Raw genomic sequence first — 16525 nt, forward strand, 5'->3', positions numbered from 1 at the left:
GGTTCACACAACTATTCAAGGTCCGCTCCTGCGTTTCAATTCAATGAAGACCTCCCTAGCGTCGAAGGGAGTGGGAAAGAACTCAACCAATCAACCAAGAGTTCGTCTTCCCACCCCCGCACAGTTGATTAGGTCAGATTTGGAGTGTGCAACACGAACAAATCTGCCAATCAACCACTGCGCTGAGATGTTGACACGAACTCTTAGAAGTGTGCTGAACCTTAATCACCACCCACTACTCGGCTCATCGCATGAACCCATTCTACCACAATTTGAATAATTTGCAAGTAAAACTACTCCAAGCGTTCCTGAACTGTGACTTGAACCCTGTCTCCTGCTTGCTTTCCAATGGCAGCTCGAATAGCTTTCTGAACACCGATAATGTAACAGACATTACCCAGTTCGTCCTTGATTCCCATATTGACAATAGAGCCATGATAAACAAGGCCATCAAAAGTAGCCTCTACCTTTACTCTTCCCTTTCCAAATTCCTGACGAATGTCATAGGGAAAAATAACGTAGGCTCCGCCTTTATCTGGTACTGGATGAATGACTTCTTCAAATTTATATAGCTTTGCCATCATAAATCCACCTAAATATATTTACTGGCTTCACGAATAGACAGACCTGCCATTTGTGAGCTGTACTTGCCAAGAAAAGTCCGTACCCATTCAGGATTGGTCTTAGAATAATCTCGCAGGCTCCAGCCAATCGCCTTATTGATGAAAAATTCAGTCTGATTGAGATTATTGACCAAGATTTTCTCCAGCAACTCTGTGTCTGTCTTTTCTTTTTGCAAGAGTTGGTGGTCAATGGCAATTCGTCTCAGCCAGAAATCGTCATCTACACTCCATTCCAAAATGGTCTGCTTGGCCTCTGGATTGTCCAAAACAATCTTCCCAACCAGCTTGTCCAAGCCATCAATGCTATCCCACCATGACTTTGTCTGAGCCAGTTTTTTCAAGTGGGGCAGGTCAGCTAAAACCAAGTCTTTTTTCTTGGTAACCAAGTAATCAATAGCAATGTATTGAAACTCGCGATAGGGTTTGGCCCAACAAGCCTCTATAAAATCCCAGTCAATCCCTTGAACCTTAAAATCTTTGAAAAATTGTTTAGCAACTTTTCGGCGATCTGGTGTACGAACTCCAAGAAAGTCAAAGTGATTCTTCATATAAGCCTTCATAGGTTGGGCTTGACTAGCATCAGCTACAGCCAAGAGTCGCTGTTCTAATTCTTCAATCTTCATCATTCTCACCTACCAGAGATTTTTGGAGCCAGACAATATCATGCCAGGTACCGAATTTGTAGCCAACTTTCTTGAAATGAGCCACCTGTTTATAGCCCCTCTTCTCATGGAGAGCAAGCGAGGCTGGATTAGGCAGGGCAATACAGGCTAAAAAGTTCTTAAAGCCACGCACCGTCAACTCCTCTTCCAAGGCAGCATACAAGAGACTTCCAATCCCTTTACCACGCATCTCTTTACTGATATAAACAGACAATTCAACTGTCCAATCGTAAGCAGCACGGGCATAGTAGGTGGAAGCGTAAGCATACCCCACAACCTTCCCCTCTTCTACTGCGACTAGAAAAGGAAATTTCTCCAAAGTATTTTCAATCCGACTGATAAAGTCCGCGACTGACGGCACTTCTGTTTCAAAGGTAATAGCCGTATTTTCAACATAAGGAGCGTAGATAGCCACCAAGTCTGCCGCATCTTCTAGCTGTGCTGAACGAATCTCTATCATCTAGTTCTCCAATAATTCTCTGTCATAAATCGTATAATCACAGCGGTAAATAATCAATCGCTTACCGTCAATCAAGAGTTCAGAAGTCTTAGGAGCATCCGAAGCATAAAGGGATACCTTATCCCCCACGTAGGTCGCAAGTGGTGTCCCGTTTTGTGAACGTATCAAGACTACTTTTGCCTTACCTGTAAAATCATTCTTAAGCCCTGACACCATTCGATTGACTAAGGGAATTGAGCGGTCATAGTTAGTGATATCGACAGTGGTCTGGTACTTGGCATAGAGATCCTCTAGCCCTTCTTCCGATGCAATCAAAGAGGACCCAACATGGTCAATCTCATAATCACCAAGTGTCACCTTCAAAACAGACGAATCCGCATTCGAATAGCCTTCGGCATCAACGGAGTCAAATTCTCTATTACGCTCAATGGATAGAGATTTCCCAGACATCTCATCAATTAACTGTGAATTCTCATCAAAAGTCCGTACAGTCATCTCTAAGCCAATCCATTCTTCCTTTGTATTCTTCCACCAGTTGGAAATCGACTGACAGGCTGACAGACTTACCAAACTAACCAATAAAACAACAACAACTGCTATCTTTTTATTCCATTTCATAATAAACCTCCAAAATGTTATACCTTATTGTAACACGGAAAAGGAAAAACGTTAAATAGAAGGCCAGCTTTTCATCCGTTGCCTACGGTTGACAAAAGAACAACAAATAAAACGAATAAGAGAGACTCCTTTCGGAATCTCTCTATTCTGGCTCTATAATTTCTGTAGTGGGTAAATCCACTGTAGAGATTATGTAGCCTTTTTGAGTGTATACAAAAAATCCCATATGACCTATAATGAAAAGCAACCACACTCACATTAGAAAGACTCATATGGAACTACTTCATCATACCACAGAACTAATCGGAATCAAAGACAAAAACATCAAAATTCTCTTCGTTTTAAAACATCAGACCCATCTGGAAATTCGAGCAAGGCTGGATTATGACAGCCCTAGCTGTCCTCATTGCCAAGGGAAGTGTATCAAGTACGATTTTCAAAAGTCGTCAAAGATTCCGATTTTGGATTGTCAGGGCTTTCCGACCCTCCTCTTGCTTAAGAAACGACGGTTTCAATGCAAATCTTGCCAAAAAGTGACTGTATCTGAGACACCTCTAGTCAAGAAAAACTGTCAGATTTCCCAACCTATTTGGGAGAAAATCACACAACTCCATACAGAAAACATGACCAATATAGCCATCGCTAGGAGACTACATATCTCCGTGTCAGTTGTCCAGAGGAAACTGGCTCAATTTCAATTTGAGCATGATTTTATGAAATTACCAAAAGTCTTGAGCTGGGATGAATTTAGTCGGAACAAGGGAAAACTCGCCTTTATTGCTCAGGATTTTGAGACGAGATCGATTGTGACCATTCTTGACAACAACCGCCAAACCACCATCAAGAACTATTTCTACAAGTATCCTAGGGCGGTCAGAGAAACTGTCGAGGTCGTAACAGTGGACATGTCGGGTAGCTATATTCCTATCATCAAACAGTTATTTCCAAATGCGAAAATTGTTCTTGATAGATTTCACATTATCCAACACCTGAGCCGTGCTATGATGACGACTAGAATTGATATTATGAAGACTTTCGATACGCGTTCCCTACCTTATCGATCCATGAAAAATCACTGGCGTATTCTCCAAAAAGATAGTCGTAAACTGTCTCTGAATCGCTTCTTTTCTCGCACTTTCGGGCAAACAGTAACACCGAAAGAGGTTGTCCAGAAGACATTGAATTTCTCTGTGGAACTGAAATTCTATTACGAACTCTACCAGGTCCTTCTCTTCCATTTCCAAGAGAAGAACTCGAAACATTTCTTCGAACTTCTAGAGGACAATCTGAATCTTGTCAATTCAACCTTTAGGACTGTTTTTAAGACATTTCTAAAATATAAAACTTACATCACGAACGCCATGGAGCTTCCATATTCCAACGCTAAACTGGAAGCGACCAATAAACTCATCAAAGACATTAAGAGGCAAGCGTTTGGCTTTAGGAACTTTACGAACTTTAAAACCAAGATATATATTGCTTTAAACATCAAAAATGAGAGAACGAATTTCGTCCTCTCTAGGTGTTAGCTTTTCATCTACCCACTACAGTTGACAAAGAGCCTCTATTCTTACGCCATAGATAAGATGATCTATCGCTTACCTATAGACTACTCTCATAGTTCATCGCGGTCTTCTTTTTTCTTCAGCAGGAGGCCACTTGCTGATAGCAACAAGATACCGGCCAAGCCGAGGAATTGATGACCCGCTTCACTACCTGTATTTGGTAATGACTTGCCAGTTGGACTGCTACTTGACATACCACCGCTATAGGTAGGAGTGTAGCTTCCTCCACCGCCTGCAACGCTGAGAGTTGATGGACGGGCATCGAAGGATTCTCTCGGCAAGAAATTATCCGGTGATTTCTTCGCTGGGGTAATCGGTGTCAAGCTATCGTTGTCTACTACGACAACTGGAACATCTACAATTACACTTGAACCATCTGGATAAGTCACTTTGATTCGTCCAGTCTGTGTACCAGGTTTATTTGGATCAATGCTACCTACAGGCGTTACATCCTCTACCTTGGTTCCTTTAGGAAGTTCTGGCAGATTAGCAATATTGTCTGTCAAATCAACAGTACCACCTTTATTGATGATTTCTGGAATCACTTTCGGTGGGAATTGATCCGCTTGAGTAGCTGGATTAGTCACCTTCACAGTTACTGGGACTTCATCGGTCGAGCCGTCTGGATAAGTTACTAGAATAGTAGCAGGATTGTCACCCGGTGTAGAGGTATCTGGACGGTCTTTCCATGTGATGCTAGTACCATCTGGAAGATCGTCTTTATTCTTGATACCATCTTTGGCATCCGGTGTCTTACCAACTGTTGTCGGTACATCCTGTCCGATAGGGGTATGCTCATCTGCCTGGGTACCAGGTACAGTTGTTTTGACTGGAGCGCTCGGGTCCTTACCAGGTTCTTTCTGAGTGCTGGTGAAGGTGTCGCCCGGTTTAGCTGGATTTGGTAATGGGACATTCCATGTTCCATCTGGTTTGACTGGGGTTGTGATGACAGTACCATCTGGTAGGGTAACAGTGACGCTTCCACCTGGTGTACCAACTCCACCTATTGTTGTATCACCTGGTTTGATTGGAGTGATGCTTGGCGAATTACTTACCTTATCATCCGGATTAGTCACCTTCACAGTTACTGGGACCTCATCGGTCGAGCCGTCTGGATAAGTTACTAGAATAGTAGCAGGCTTATCACCCGGTGTAGAGGTATCTGGACGGTCTTTCCATGTGATGCTAGTACCATCTGGAAGATCGTCTTTATTCTTGATACCATCTTTGGCATCCGGTGTCTTACCAACTGTTGTCGGTACATCCTGTCCGATAGGGGTATGCCCATCTGCCTGGGTACCCGGTACAGTTGTTGTGACTGGACGACTTGGATCCTTACCGGGCTCTGTCTGCGTGCCGGTAAATGTGTCGCCAGGTTTAGCTGGATTTGGTAATGGGACATTCCATGTTCCATCTGGTTTGACTGGGGTTGTGATGACAGTACCATCTGGGAGAGTAACAGTCACGCTTCCGCCCGGTGTGCCGCCTCCACCGATTGACGTATCGCCTGGTTTGACAGGCTTGATAGTAGGTGGAGTACTTACCTTATCATCCGGATTAGTCACCTTCACAGTTACTGGTACTTCATCGGTCGAGCCATCTGGATAAGTCACTATGATAGTAGCTGGCTTGTCACCCGGTGTAGAGGTATCTGGGCGGTCTTTCCAAGTATAGTCAGTACCCGGTGGTAAATCGTCTTTATTCTTAATACCATCTTTGGCATCCGGTGTCTTACCAACTGTTGTCGGTACATCCTGTCCGATAGGAGTGTGTCCATCCGCCTGTGTACCTGGTACAGTTGTTGTGACTGGACGACTTGGATCCTTGCCTGGTTCTTTCTGAGTGCCAGTGAAGGTATCACCTGGTTTAGCTGGATTTGGTAACGGTACATTCCATGTTCCATCTGGTTTAACCGGGGTTGTGATGACAGTACCATCTGGCAGGGTTACAGTGACGCTTCCACCTGGTGTACCACCTCCACCGATTGTCGTATCACCCGGTTTGACTGGGTTGATGGTCGGTGGTGTACTTGTATTGTCTGGATTCGGTGTGGTACCTGTGGTACCCGTCGTGCCTGTATCACCTGTAGTTCCGGTTGTACCTGTTGTGCCTGTATCACCGGTTGTACCTGTGGTACCAGTATCACCGGTTGTACCTGTTGTACCTGTTGTTCCTGTTGTTCCTGTATCGCCAGTTGTACCAGTAGTTCCAGTAGTTCCGGTTGTACCTGTTGTGCCTGTGTCACCTGTAGTTCCGGTATCGCCTGTGGTACCAGTATCACCGGTTGTGCCGGTGTCTCCTGTCGTACCGGTTGTACCAGTTGTGCCGGTATCGCCAGTTGTACCTGTATCACCGGTAGTTCCGGTTGTACCTGTATCACCGGTTGTGCCAGTTGTACCAGTATCACCGGTTGTGCCGGTGTCACCTGTGGTGCCGGTGTCACCTGTGGTGCCTGTATCGCCAGTAGTTCCGGTAGTACCTGTGGTGCCAGTATCACCGGTTGTGCCGGTGTCGCCTGTGGTACCTATGTCACCTGTGGTGCCAGTGTCACCGGTTGTACCAGTAGTACCTGTAGTACCAGTTGTACCTGTGGTACCAGTTGTGCCAGTGTCACCTGTAGTTCCGGTGGTGCCTGTATCGCCTGTGGTACCTGTGTCACCGGTAGTTCCAGTATCGCCGGTTGTGCCGGTGTCGCCTGTGGTACCCGTCGTGCCAGTATCACCGGTAGTTCCGGTTGTACCTGTATCACCAGTTGTGCCGGTGTCGCCAGTTGTGCCGGTATCGCCGGTAGCTCCGGTGTCACCTGTGGTACCTGTGTCACCTGTGGTGCCGGTATCACCTGTGGTACCTGTGTCACCTGTGGTGCCGGTGTCACCTGTAGTTCCAGTATCACCGGTTGTTCCTGTGTCACCTGTGGTACCTGTGTCGCCGGTGGTGCCGGTATCGCCGGTTGTTCCTGTGTCACCGGTAGTTCCTGTATCGCCGGTTGTGCCGGTGTCGCCTGTGGTACCCGTCGTGCCAGTATCACCGGTAGTTCCGGTTGTACCTGTATCACCGGTTGTGCCAGTTGTACCAGTTGTACCTGTATCACCGGTAGTTCCGGTGTCACCTGTTGTTCCTGTATCGCCAGTAGTTCCGGTAGTACCTGTTGTACCTGTATCGCCGGTTGTTCCTGTGTCACCTGTGGTACCTGTGTCGCCGGTGGTGCCGGTATCGCCGGTTGTTCCTGTGTCACCGGTAGTTCCAGTATCGCCGGTTGTGCCGGTGTCGCCTGTGGTACCCGTCGTGCCAGTATCACCGGTAGTTCCGGTTGTACCTGTATCACCGGTTGTGCCAGTTGTACCAGTTGTACCTGTATCACCGGTTGTGCCAGTTGTACCAGTTGTACCTGTATCACCGGTAGTTCCGGTGTCACCTGTTGTTCCTGTATCGCCAGTAGTTCCGGTAGTACCTGTTGTACCTGTATCGCCGGTTGTTCCTGTGTCACCGGTAGTTCCGGTGTCACCTGTAGTTCCGGTGTCACCAGTTGTGCCGGTATCACCTGTAGTTCCAGTATCGCCGGTTGTGCCGGTGTCACCAGTTGTGCCGGTGTCACCTGTGGTGCCGGTATCGCCTGTGGTACCTGTGTCACCTGTGGTGCCTGTATCACCGGTTGTGCCGGTGTCGCCGGTTGTGCCGGTGTCGCCGGTTGTGCCGGTATCGCCGGTTGTTCCTGTGTCACCGGTAGTTCCAGTGTCGCCGGTTGTACCTGTGTCACCTGTAGTTCCGGTGTCACCAGTTGTACCGGTGTCGCCTGTGGTACCGGTGTCGCCAGTTGTTCCAGTATCGCCGGTAGTTCCGGTGTCACCTGTAGTTCCAGTATCACCTGTGGTACCTGTGTCACCTGTAGTTCCAGTATCGCCAGTTGTACCGGTGTCGCCAGTGGTGCCGGTATCACCAGTAGTTCCAGTGTCGCCGGTTGTGCCAGTGTCGCCAGTAGTTCCGGTATCGCCGGTTGTGCCGGTATCGCCTGTGGTTCCGGTGTCACCTGTGGTGCCTGTATCGCCTGTGGTGCCTGTGTCACCTGTAGTTCCGGTGTCACCTGTGGTGCCGGTATCACCAGTAGTTCCAGTGTCGCCGGTTGTGCCGGTGTCACCTGTAGTTCCTGTATCACCAGTAGTTCCGGTGTCACCTGTAGTTCCTGTATCACCGGTAGTTCCGGTGTCACCAGTTGTGCCAGTGTCACCAGTTGTGCCGGTATCACCTGTAGTTCCAGTATCGCCAGTTGTGCCGGTATCACCTGTAGTTCCGGTGTCACCAGTTGTACCGGTGTCGCCTGTGGTACCGGTGTCGCCAGTTGTTCCAGTATCGCCGGTAGTTCCGGTGTCACCTGTAGTTCCAGTATCACCTGTGGTACCTGTGTCACCTGTAGTTCCAGTATCGCCAGTTGTACCGGTGTCGCCAGTGGTGCCGGTATCACCAGTAGTTCCAGTGTCGCCGGTTGTGCCAGTGTCGCCAGTAGTTCCGGTATCGCCGGTTGTGCCGGTATCGCCTGTGGTTCCGGTGTCACCTGTGGTGCCTGTATCGCCTGTGGTGCCTGTGTCACCTGTAGTTCCGGTGTCACCTGTGGTGCCGGTATCACCAGTAGTTCCAGTGTCGCCGGTTGTGCCGGTGTCACCTGTAGTTCCTGTATCACCAGTAGTTCCGGTGTCACCTGTAGTTCCTGTATCACCGGTAGTTCCGGTGTCACCAGTTGTGCCAGTGTCACCAGTTGTGCCGGTATCACCTGTAGTTCCAGTATCGCCAGTTGTGCCGGTATCACCGATGGTGCCGGTATCACCAGTAGTTCCAGTGTCGCCGGTTGTGCCAGTGTCGCCAGTAGTTCCTGTATCGCCGGTTGTGCCAGTGTCGCCAGTAGTTCCTGTATCGCCGGTTGTGCCGGTGTCACCTGTAGTTCCGGTTGTACCTGTGGTACCTGTAGTACCAGTAGTTCCAGTGTCACCGGTTGTACCAGTAGTACCGGTAGTACCGGTGGTTCCGGTGTCTCCTGTCGTACCTGTATCGCCAGTAGTTCCAGTGGTACCAGTTGTACCCGTCGTGCCGGTAGTTCCAGTGGTACCAGTTGTACCAGTATCACCGGTTGTACCCGTAGTGCCGGTATCACCGGTTGTTCCTGTGTCGCCAGTTGTTCCTGTGGTACCTGTAGTTCCGGTATCACCGGTTGTACCCGTAGTGCCGGTATCACCGGTTGTTCCGGTGTCGCCAGTTGTACCAGTAGTTCCAGTAGTTCCGGTTGTACCTGTTGTGCCTGTGTCACCTGTAGTTCCGGTATCGCCTGTGGTACCAGTATCACCGGTTGTGCCGGTGTCTCCTGTCGTACCGGTTGTACCAGTTGTGCCGGTATCGCCAGTTGTACCTGTATCACCGGTAGTTCCGGTTGTGCCGGTGTCGCCGGTTGTGCCGGTATCGCCGGTTGTTCCTGTGTCACCGGTAGTTCCAGTGTCGCCGGTTGTACCTGTGTCACCTGTAGTTCCGGTGTCACCAGTTGTACCGGTGTCGCCTGTGGTACCGGTGTCGCCAGTTGTTCCAGTATCGCCGGTAGTTCCGGTGTCACCTGTAGTTCCAGTATCACCTGTGGTACCTGTGTCACCTGTAGTTCCAGTATCGCCAGTTGTACCGGTGTCGCCAGTGGTGCCGGTATCACCAGTAGTTCCAGTGTCGCCGGTTGTGCCAGTGTCGCCAGTAGTTCCGGTATCGCCGGTTGTGCCGGTATCGCCTGTGGTTCCGGTGTCACCTGTGGTGCCTGTATCGCCTGTGGTGCCTGTGTCACCTGTAGTTCCGGTGTCACCTGTGGTGCCGGTATCACCAGTAGTTCCAGTGTCGCCGGTTGTGCCGGTGTCACCTGTAGTTCCTGTATCACCAGTAGTTCCGGTGGTGCCTGTATCGCCTGTGGTACCTGTGTCACCGGTAGTTCCAGTATCGCCGGTTGTGCCGGTGTCGCCTGTGGTACCCGTCGTGCCAGTATCACCGGTAGTTCCGGTTGTACCTGTATCACCAGTTGTGCCGGTGTCGCCAGTTGTGCCGGTATCGCCGGTAGCTCCGGTGTCACCTGTGGTACCTGTGTCACCTGTGGTGCCGGTATCACCTGTGGTACCTGTGTCACCTGTGGTGCCGGTGTCACCTGTAGTTCCAGTATCACCGGTTGTTCCTGTGTCACCTGTGGTACCTGTGTCGCCGGTGGTGCCGGTATCGCCGGTTGTTCCTGTGTCACCGGTAGTTCCTGTATCGCCGGTTGTGCCGGTGTCGCCTGTGGTACCCGTCGTGCCAGTATCACCGGTAGTTCCGGTTGTACCTGTATCACCGGTTGTGCCAGTTGTACCAGTTGTACCTGTATCACCGGTAGTTCCGGTGTCACCTGTTGTTCCTGTATCGCCAGTAGTTCCGGTAGTACCTGTTGTACCTGTATCGCCGGTTGTTCCTGTGTCACCTGTGGTACCTGTGTCGCCGGTGGTGCCGGTATCGCCGGTTGTTCCTGTGTCACCGGTAGTTCCAGTATCGCCGGTTGTGCCGGTGTCGCCTGTGGTACCCGTCGTGCCAGTATCACCGGTAGTTCCGGTTGTACCTGTATCACCGGTTGTGCCAGTTGTACCAGTTGTACCTGTATCACCGGTTGTGCCGGTATCGCCTGTGGTACCTGTGGTGCCTGTATCACCGGTTGTGCCGGTGTCGCCGGTTGTGCCGGTGTCGCCGGTTGTGCCGGTATCGCCGGTTGTTCCTGTGTCACCGGTAGTTCCAGTGTCGCCGGTTGTACCTGTGTCACCTGTAGTTCCGGTGTCACCAGTTGTACCGGTGTCGCCTGTGGTACCGGTGTCGCCAGTTGTTCCAGTATCGCCGGTAGTTCCGGTGTCACCTGTAGTTCCAGTATCACCTGTGGTACCTGTGTCACCTGTAGTTCCAGTATCGCCAGTTGTACCGGTGTCGCCAGTGGTGCCGGTATCACCAGTAGTTCCAGTGTCGCCGGTTGTGCCAGTGTCGCCAGTAGTTCCGGTATCGCCGGTTGTGCCAGTGTCGCCAGTAGTTCCTGTATCGCCGGTTGTGCCGGTGTCACCTGTAGTTCCGGTTGTACCTGTGGTACCTGTAGTACCAGTAGTTCCAGTGTCACCGGTTGTACCAGTAGTACCGGTAGTACCGGTGGTTCCGGTGTCTCCTGTCGTACCTGTATCGCCAGTAGTTCCAGTGGTACCAGTTGTACCCGTCGTGCCGGTAGTTCCAGTGGTACCAGTTGTACCAGTATCACCGGTTGTACCCGTAGTGCCGGTATCACCGGTTGTTCCTGTGTCGCCAGTTGTTCCTGTGGTACCTGTAGTTCCGGTATCACCGGTTGTACCCGTAGTGCCGGTATCACCGGTGGTTCCGGTGTCGCCGGTGGTGCCTGTGTCACCTGTAGTTCCGGTATCACCTGTTGTTCCGGTTGTACCAGTTGTACCAGTTGTGCCAGTGTCACCGGTTGTTCCAGTAGTACCTGTAGTGCCAGTATCACCTGTTGTACCTGTTGTACCTGTTGTACCCGTAGTGCCGGTATCACCGGTGGTGCCAGTTGTACCCTCACGCAGTGTTACTGTAAAGGTTTCGGTATCAGCTGGATCTGGAGTATAGATATTAGCTTTATTGTATGTATTGGATACTAATACATAGCCTTGATCGGTATACTCTTTAATCTTAGCGGCAATATCTGTACCGAATGCCTGACCTGTCTTACCGGTCAAGTTGATGGTATGAAGGACGGCATTATTCTTAGAAGAGTTGACGAAGTTGATAACAGCTTTCTGGTCGACAGGATTGTAGGTAACGGTTACCGTACTATCTTGCGCTGTCGCAACTACTCCTGTCACCGCTGGTACTGTCGCCTGACTTGGTGTGTAACCAACGATAGATGGTGAAGTACGAGCATCGAAGGTTGTGTCGTTATTAGTCGCAACCCAGTTACTGTAGGTCACTGCCTTGGTAACATTATTGACCGTAGCCGTACGGGTGAAGCGGAGTGTTTCTGCGTGCGGTGCCGCAGCTTGTGTACCATTAGCGTAGCGATAGTTAATAGTCCGCGTTACACTTTCTGACAGAGGACCACGTGTCACACCTGGAGGCCATTGGGTATCCGTCGTCACAGTTGTTGTACCCTCACGCAGTGTGACGGTAAATGTTTCAGTGTCTGCAGGATTTGGAGTATAGATGTTAGCTTTGTTATAGGTATTTGTTACCAACACATATCCAAGATCGGTATACTCTTTAATCTTAGCGGCAATATCTGTACCGAATGCCTGACCTGTCTTACCAGTCAAGTTGATGGTATGAAGGACGGTATTATTCTTAGAAGAGTTGACGAAGTTGATAACAGCTTTCTGGTCGACAGGATTGTAGGTAACGGTTACCGTACTATCTTGCGCTGTCGCAACAACTCCTGTTACCGCTGGAACAGTTGCCTGACTTGGTGTGTAGCCAACGATGGCTGGTGAAGTACGAGCATCGAAGGTCGTATCATTGTTGGCCGCTACCCAGTTACTGTAGGTTACTGCCTTGGTAACATTATTGACCGTAGCCGTACGGGTGAAGCGGAGTGTTTCTGCGTGCGGTGCCGCAGCTTGTGTACCATTAGCGTAGCGATAGTTAATAGTCCGCGTTACACTTTCTGACAGAGGACCACGTGTCACACCTGGAGGCCATTGGGTATCCGTCGTCACAGTTGTTGTACCCTCACGCAGTGTGACGGTAAATGTTTCAGTGTCTGCAGGATTTGGAGTATAGATGTTAGCTTTGTTATAGGTATTTGTTACCAACACATATCCAAGATCGGTATACTCTTTAATCTTAGCGGCAATATCTGTACCGAATGCCTGACCTGTCTTACCAGTCAAGTTGATGGTATGAAGGACGGCATTATTCTTAGAAGAGTTGACGAAGTTGATAACAGCTTTCTGGTCGACAGGATTGTAGGTAACGGTTACCGTACTATCTTGCGCTGTCGCAACTACTCCTGTCACCGCTGGTACTGTCGCCTGACTTGGTGTGTAACCAACGATAGATGGTGAAGTACGAGCATCGAAGGTTGTGTCGTTATTAGTCGCAACCCAGTTACTGTAGGTCACTGCCTTGGTAACATTATTGACCGTAGCCGTACGGGTGAAGCGGAGTGTTTCTGCGTGCGGTGCCGCAGCTTGTGTACCATTAGCGTAGCGATAGTTAATAGTCCGCGTTACACTTTCTGACAGAGGACCACGTGTCACACCTGGAGGCCATTGGGTATCCGTCGTCACAGTTGTTGTACCCTCACGCAGTGTGACGGTAAATGTTTCAGTGTCTGCAGGATTTGGAGTATAGATGTTAGCTTTGTTATAGGTATTTGTTACCAACACATATCCAAGATCGGTATACTCTTTAATCTTAGCGGCAATATCTGTACCGAATGCCTGACCTGTCTTACCAGTCAAGTTGATGGTATGAAGGACGGTATTATTCTTAGAAGAGTTGACGAAGTTGATAACAGCTTTCTGGTCGACAGGATTGTAGGTAACGGTTACCGTACTATCTTGCGCTGTCGCAACAACTCCTGTTACCGCTGGAACAGTTGCCTGACTTGGTGTGTAGCCAACGATGGCTGGTGAAGTACGAGCATCGAAGGTCGTATCATTGTTGGCCGCTACCCAGTTACTGTAGGTTACTGCCTTGGTAACATTATTGACCGTAGCCGTACGGGTGAAGCGGAGTGTTTCTGCGTGCGGTGCCGCAGCTTGTGTACCATTAGCGTAGCGATAGTTAATAGTCCGCGTTACACTTTCTGACAGAGGACCACGTGTCACACCTGGAGGCCATTGGGTATCCGTCGTCACAGTTGTTGTACCCTCACGCAGTGTGACGGTAAATGTTTCAGTGTCTGCAGGATTTGGAGTATAGATGTTAGCTTTGTTATAGGTATTTGTTACCAACACATATCCAAGATCGGTATACTCTTTAATCTTAGCGGCAATATCTGTACCGAATGCCTGACCTGTCTTACCAGTCAAGTTGATGGTATGAAGGACGGTATTATTCTTAGAAGAGTTGACGAAGTTGATAACAGCTTTCTGGTCGACAGGATTGTAGGTAACGGTTACCGTACTATCTTGCGCTGTCGCAACAACTCCTGTTACCGCTGGAACAGTTGCCTGACTTGGTGTGTAGCCAACGATGGCTGGTGAAGTACGAGCATCGAAGGTCGTATCATTGTTGGCCGCTACCCAGTTACTGTAGGTTACTGCCTTGGTAACATTGTTAACCGTAGCCGTACGAGTAAAGCGGAGTGTTTCCGTATGTGGAGCTGCTGCTTGACTACCGTTAGCATAACGGTAGTTAATAGTCCGCGTAACGCTCTCTGACAGAGGACCGCGTGTTACGCCAGTAGGCCACTGGGTATCGTTGGTAACTGTGGTAGTGCCTTCACGCAGTGTTACAGTAAAGACTTCGTTATCTGTAGTGCTAGCACTATACACTCTGTCTTTGTTATAGGTATTTGTCACTACAACGTAGCCTTGGTTAGTGTACTTAGTGATTTCTGGAGCGATATCCCGTCCAAAAGTCTGCCCCGTCCGCCCCGTCAGGTTAATAGTCTCAAGAACAGCATTATTCTTAGAGCTATTGACAAAACGGATAGTAGCCTGTTGAACTGTGGAAATAACAGTCACATTAATTGGAATATCATCATAGATACCACCAGGATAAGTAACACGTACTTTAGCAGGTTTCACACCTGGGGAGTTCACATCAGGAGTCACCGCCCAAGCAAAAGTAGTACCAGATGGCATTGAGTCAGCATTAGAGATACCAGAACGTGCATTAGGTAGGACTCCCTGATCAGTAGTAATATCTTGTCCTCGAGCAGGATTGTTAATCAATGGTGAGTTAAACCACACATTACTCACGGTATTATGGTAAAGAACAGTTTTTTCTCTATTTATGGGTGTTTTACTAGGTATTAACGGTCCAAACTTAAAATGATAGAATGGATCCATTCCTACTGATTGCTTCAGTATGTTTCCTGAGCTGTATAGGGTAGTATTGACACTGTAGTACTGACTATAGACATACTCAATATCAGTAATTCTGGCTCCAACACCAATCCTATCAAAAACTCTTTTAAATGTAACAGGAATATCAATTACATAGAATTCATAATCAGGAGTACCAATCATATAACCATATGGTGAGTCTCCAATTTTTGAGCCGTATGGTAAGCGCCGCCATGCCTTGTCAATGAATTGGATATTATGCGGTTCTGGGGACTCAGATCTTAAAACGACATCTCTATATCCTTCATATATGGAGTCTTCTATTATAGTAGGAGATTTTAAATCCTCTATCTTTGTTTCAGGCATTGTAAAATGCCACTCTGTCCTATCCGTAGCAGGATCATACTGAACAGTAACACTCTGATCACTAAATATTGTAAACTTAGTCGCAGGAAGATTACGTGTGCTGGTATATCCTTCTATCTCCACACTGCCCTGCCCTTCTAGCTCTTTTTTCTTGACGACATAGAAGCTGATGAGGTTTTTGGTGTCTGAGGAGATGGTCTGGGTCAGGTAGGCAGACTGACCTTGGGCTAGCTCGTAGTTCTTCAAGTCTTTTGCCCATACGGTGATTGCTGTGCTGACAGGGCCGCTGCTTGCTTCCACGACTTCCAGCTTATGCTCATTGGTGACGACTTCTCCTGTCTCTTGGTCGATGTACTGGACCTTATAGGCGATAGGGAACGGTGTTAAAGCAGGAGCTTCTTCTGTCTTCAGATCAACAGGCTCTTCTGCAGTAAGTTCTGTTTCTGGCAGGACTTCTGCTACTTGGCTATCTATCTTTTCCTCTATTTTTTCAGGTTGGCTAGTCTCTTCACTTAGTTCAGTTTTAACTTCCTCCAGAGGATTTGCTTCCGGATTACTAGGAGCTATTTCTTCCTCTGCTAGAGGATTTGGGCTGGTTTCTTGATTGGTTTCAGTTTCCACTACCTTGTCTTCAAGGCCTTGGAGGGCGACTTGGAGAGCTTGAGCCCGACTGTCTATCAGTTCCTGACTGCTTGCAGGGTCGGTTAGGGCAGCCTCGGCTTGACTGATCGCATCCAATAAGGTTTGAGCTGTTGAAGTTGTCTTATGGAGGAGATCAGTTGCACGAGCTTGCTGGATGAGACTAGTCAGTAGCTCCGTTTGCAGGGGAGCTGGTGCTTCTTCAACTGCAGAAGGGGCTGGACTTTCAACCCCTTCTACGGGAGGAGCAGTTTCATCTGCTGCCGGCTCAAGGACAGGGCTTGGCTCTGGCAGGCTGGTATCGACAATGGTCGTTTCTTCTTCATTGACCGCAAAAGTAGCTGGCTCCTCAATAGGGGCTGCCTCTTCGGTCTGACCTATAGCATTATCTGTATCTGCCTCTGGCAGAGGTGCCGCTTCTGCCAAAACGGCTGGTGCCCCTGCAAGCAGGGAGACAGAGCCGAGGAGGGCTGAGGCAGTACCATAGGCCTTAAATTTCCGAAAAGAGAAGATTTCCTTCTTTTCGCGATTGAGTGATAAGTGTCGTTGTGACATCGCTTATTTCCTTCCTACT

The 16525-nt window shown here is 49.0% G+C and carries 6 protein-coding genes; 1 reads left to right on the forward strand and 5 read right to left on the reverse strand.

The window, feature by feature from the left end; genetic code table 11:
* Positions 1 to 293: 293 nt before the first annotated feature.
* From AB1F57_RS09280 to AB1F57_RS09295, 4 genes are read right to left on the reverse strand one after another with little or no spacing between them, the layout of a single operon-like run.
* Complete coding sequence (locus AB1F57_RS09280; RefSeq protein WP_174853024.1) at positions 294 to 581, reverse strand: DUF1905 domain-containing protein; 288 nt, start codon at positions 579 to 581, stop codon at positions 294 to 296.
* An 11-nt stretch (positions 582 to 592) separates the two neighbouring features.
* Entirely contained in the window at positions 593 to 1246 is a 654-nt protein-coding gene (locus AB1F57_RS09285; protein WP_174853023.1) for a DNA alkylation repair protein, read from the reverse strand.
* Positions 1236 to 1745, reverse strand: coding sequence for a GNAT family N-acetyltransferase (locus AB1F57_RS09290; RefSeq protein ID WP_174853019.1), 510 nt, complete (start codon positions 1743 to 1745; stop codon positions 1236 to 1238). Before AB1F57_RS09290 ends, AB1F57_RS09285 begins: the two co-directional genes overlap by 11 nt.
* Positions 1746 to 2363, reverse strand: a complete 618-nt coding sequence (locus AB1F57_RS09295; protein WP_174853018.1) for a DUF5052 family protein — start codon at positions 2361 to 2363, stop codon at positions 1746 to 1748. It lies immediately after the preceding gene.
* A gap of 272 nt (positions 2364 to 2635) precedes the next feature.
* On the opposite strand from AB1F57_RS09295, the gene AB1F57_RS09300 reads away from it, so the two are divergent.
* Complete coding sequence (locus AB1F57_RS09300) at positions 2636 to 3892, forward strand: ISL3 family transposase (RefSeq protein ID WP_172022804.1); 1257 nt, start codon at positions 2636 to 2638, stop codon at positions 3890 to 3892.
* Positions 3893 to 3978: 86 nt separating this feature from the next.
* Here AB1F57_RS09300 and AB1F57_RS09305 read toward each other — a convergent pair whose 3' ends face one another.
* A complete protein-coding gene (locus tag AB1F57_RS09305; protein WP_367985662.1) occupies positions 3979 to 16506 on the reverse strand; it encodes a Rib/alpha-like domain-containing protein in 12528 nt (4175 codons plus the stop codon).
* Positions 16507 to 16525: the final 19 nt, after the last annotated feature.

Origin of the sequence: Streptococcus nasisuis, from assembly GCF_040836615.1 — a bacterium.
Classification (GTDB): domain Bacteria; phylum Bacillota; class Bacilli; order Lactobacillales; family Streptococcaceae; genus Streptococcus; species Streptococcus suis_V.

Coding starts and splice junctions, on each gene's coding strand:
- AB1F57_RS09305 (WP_367985662.1), bottom strand. CDS start 16,506: ATGTCACAACGACACTTATCACTCAATCGCGAAAAGAAGGAAATCTTC.
- AB1F57_RS09295 (WP_174853018.1), bottom strand. CDS start 2,363: ATGAAATGGAATAAAAAGATAGCAGTTGTTGTTGTTTTATTGGTTAGT.
- AB1F57_RS09290 (WP_174853019.1), bottom strand. CDS start 1,745: ATGATAGAGATTCGTTCAGCACAGCTAGAAGATGCGGCAGACTTGGTG.
- AB1F57_RS09300 (WP_172022804.1), top strand. CDS start 2,636: ATGGAACTACTTCATCATACCACAGAACTAATCGGAATCAAAGACAAA.
- AB1F57_RS09285 (WP_174853023.1), bottom strand. CDS start 1,246: ATGAAGATTGAAGAATTAGAACAGCGACTCTTGGCTGTAGCTGATGCT.
- AB1F57_RS09280 (WP_174853024.1), bottom strand. CDS start 581: ATGGCAAAGCTATATAAATTTGAAGAAGTCATTCATCCAGTACCAGAT.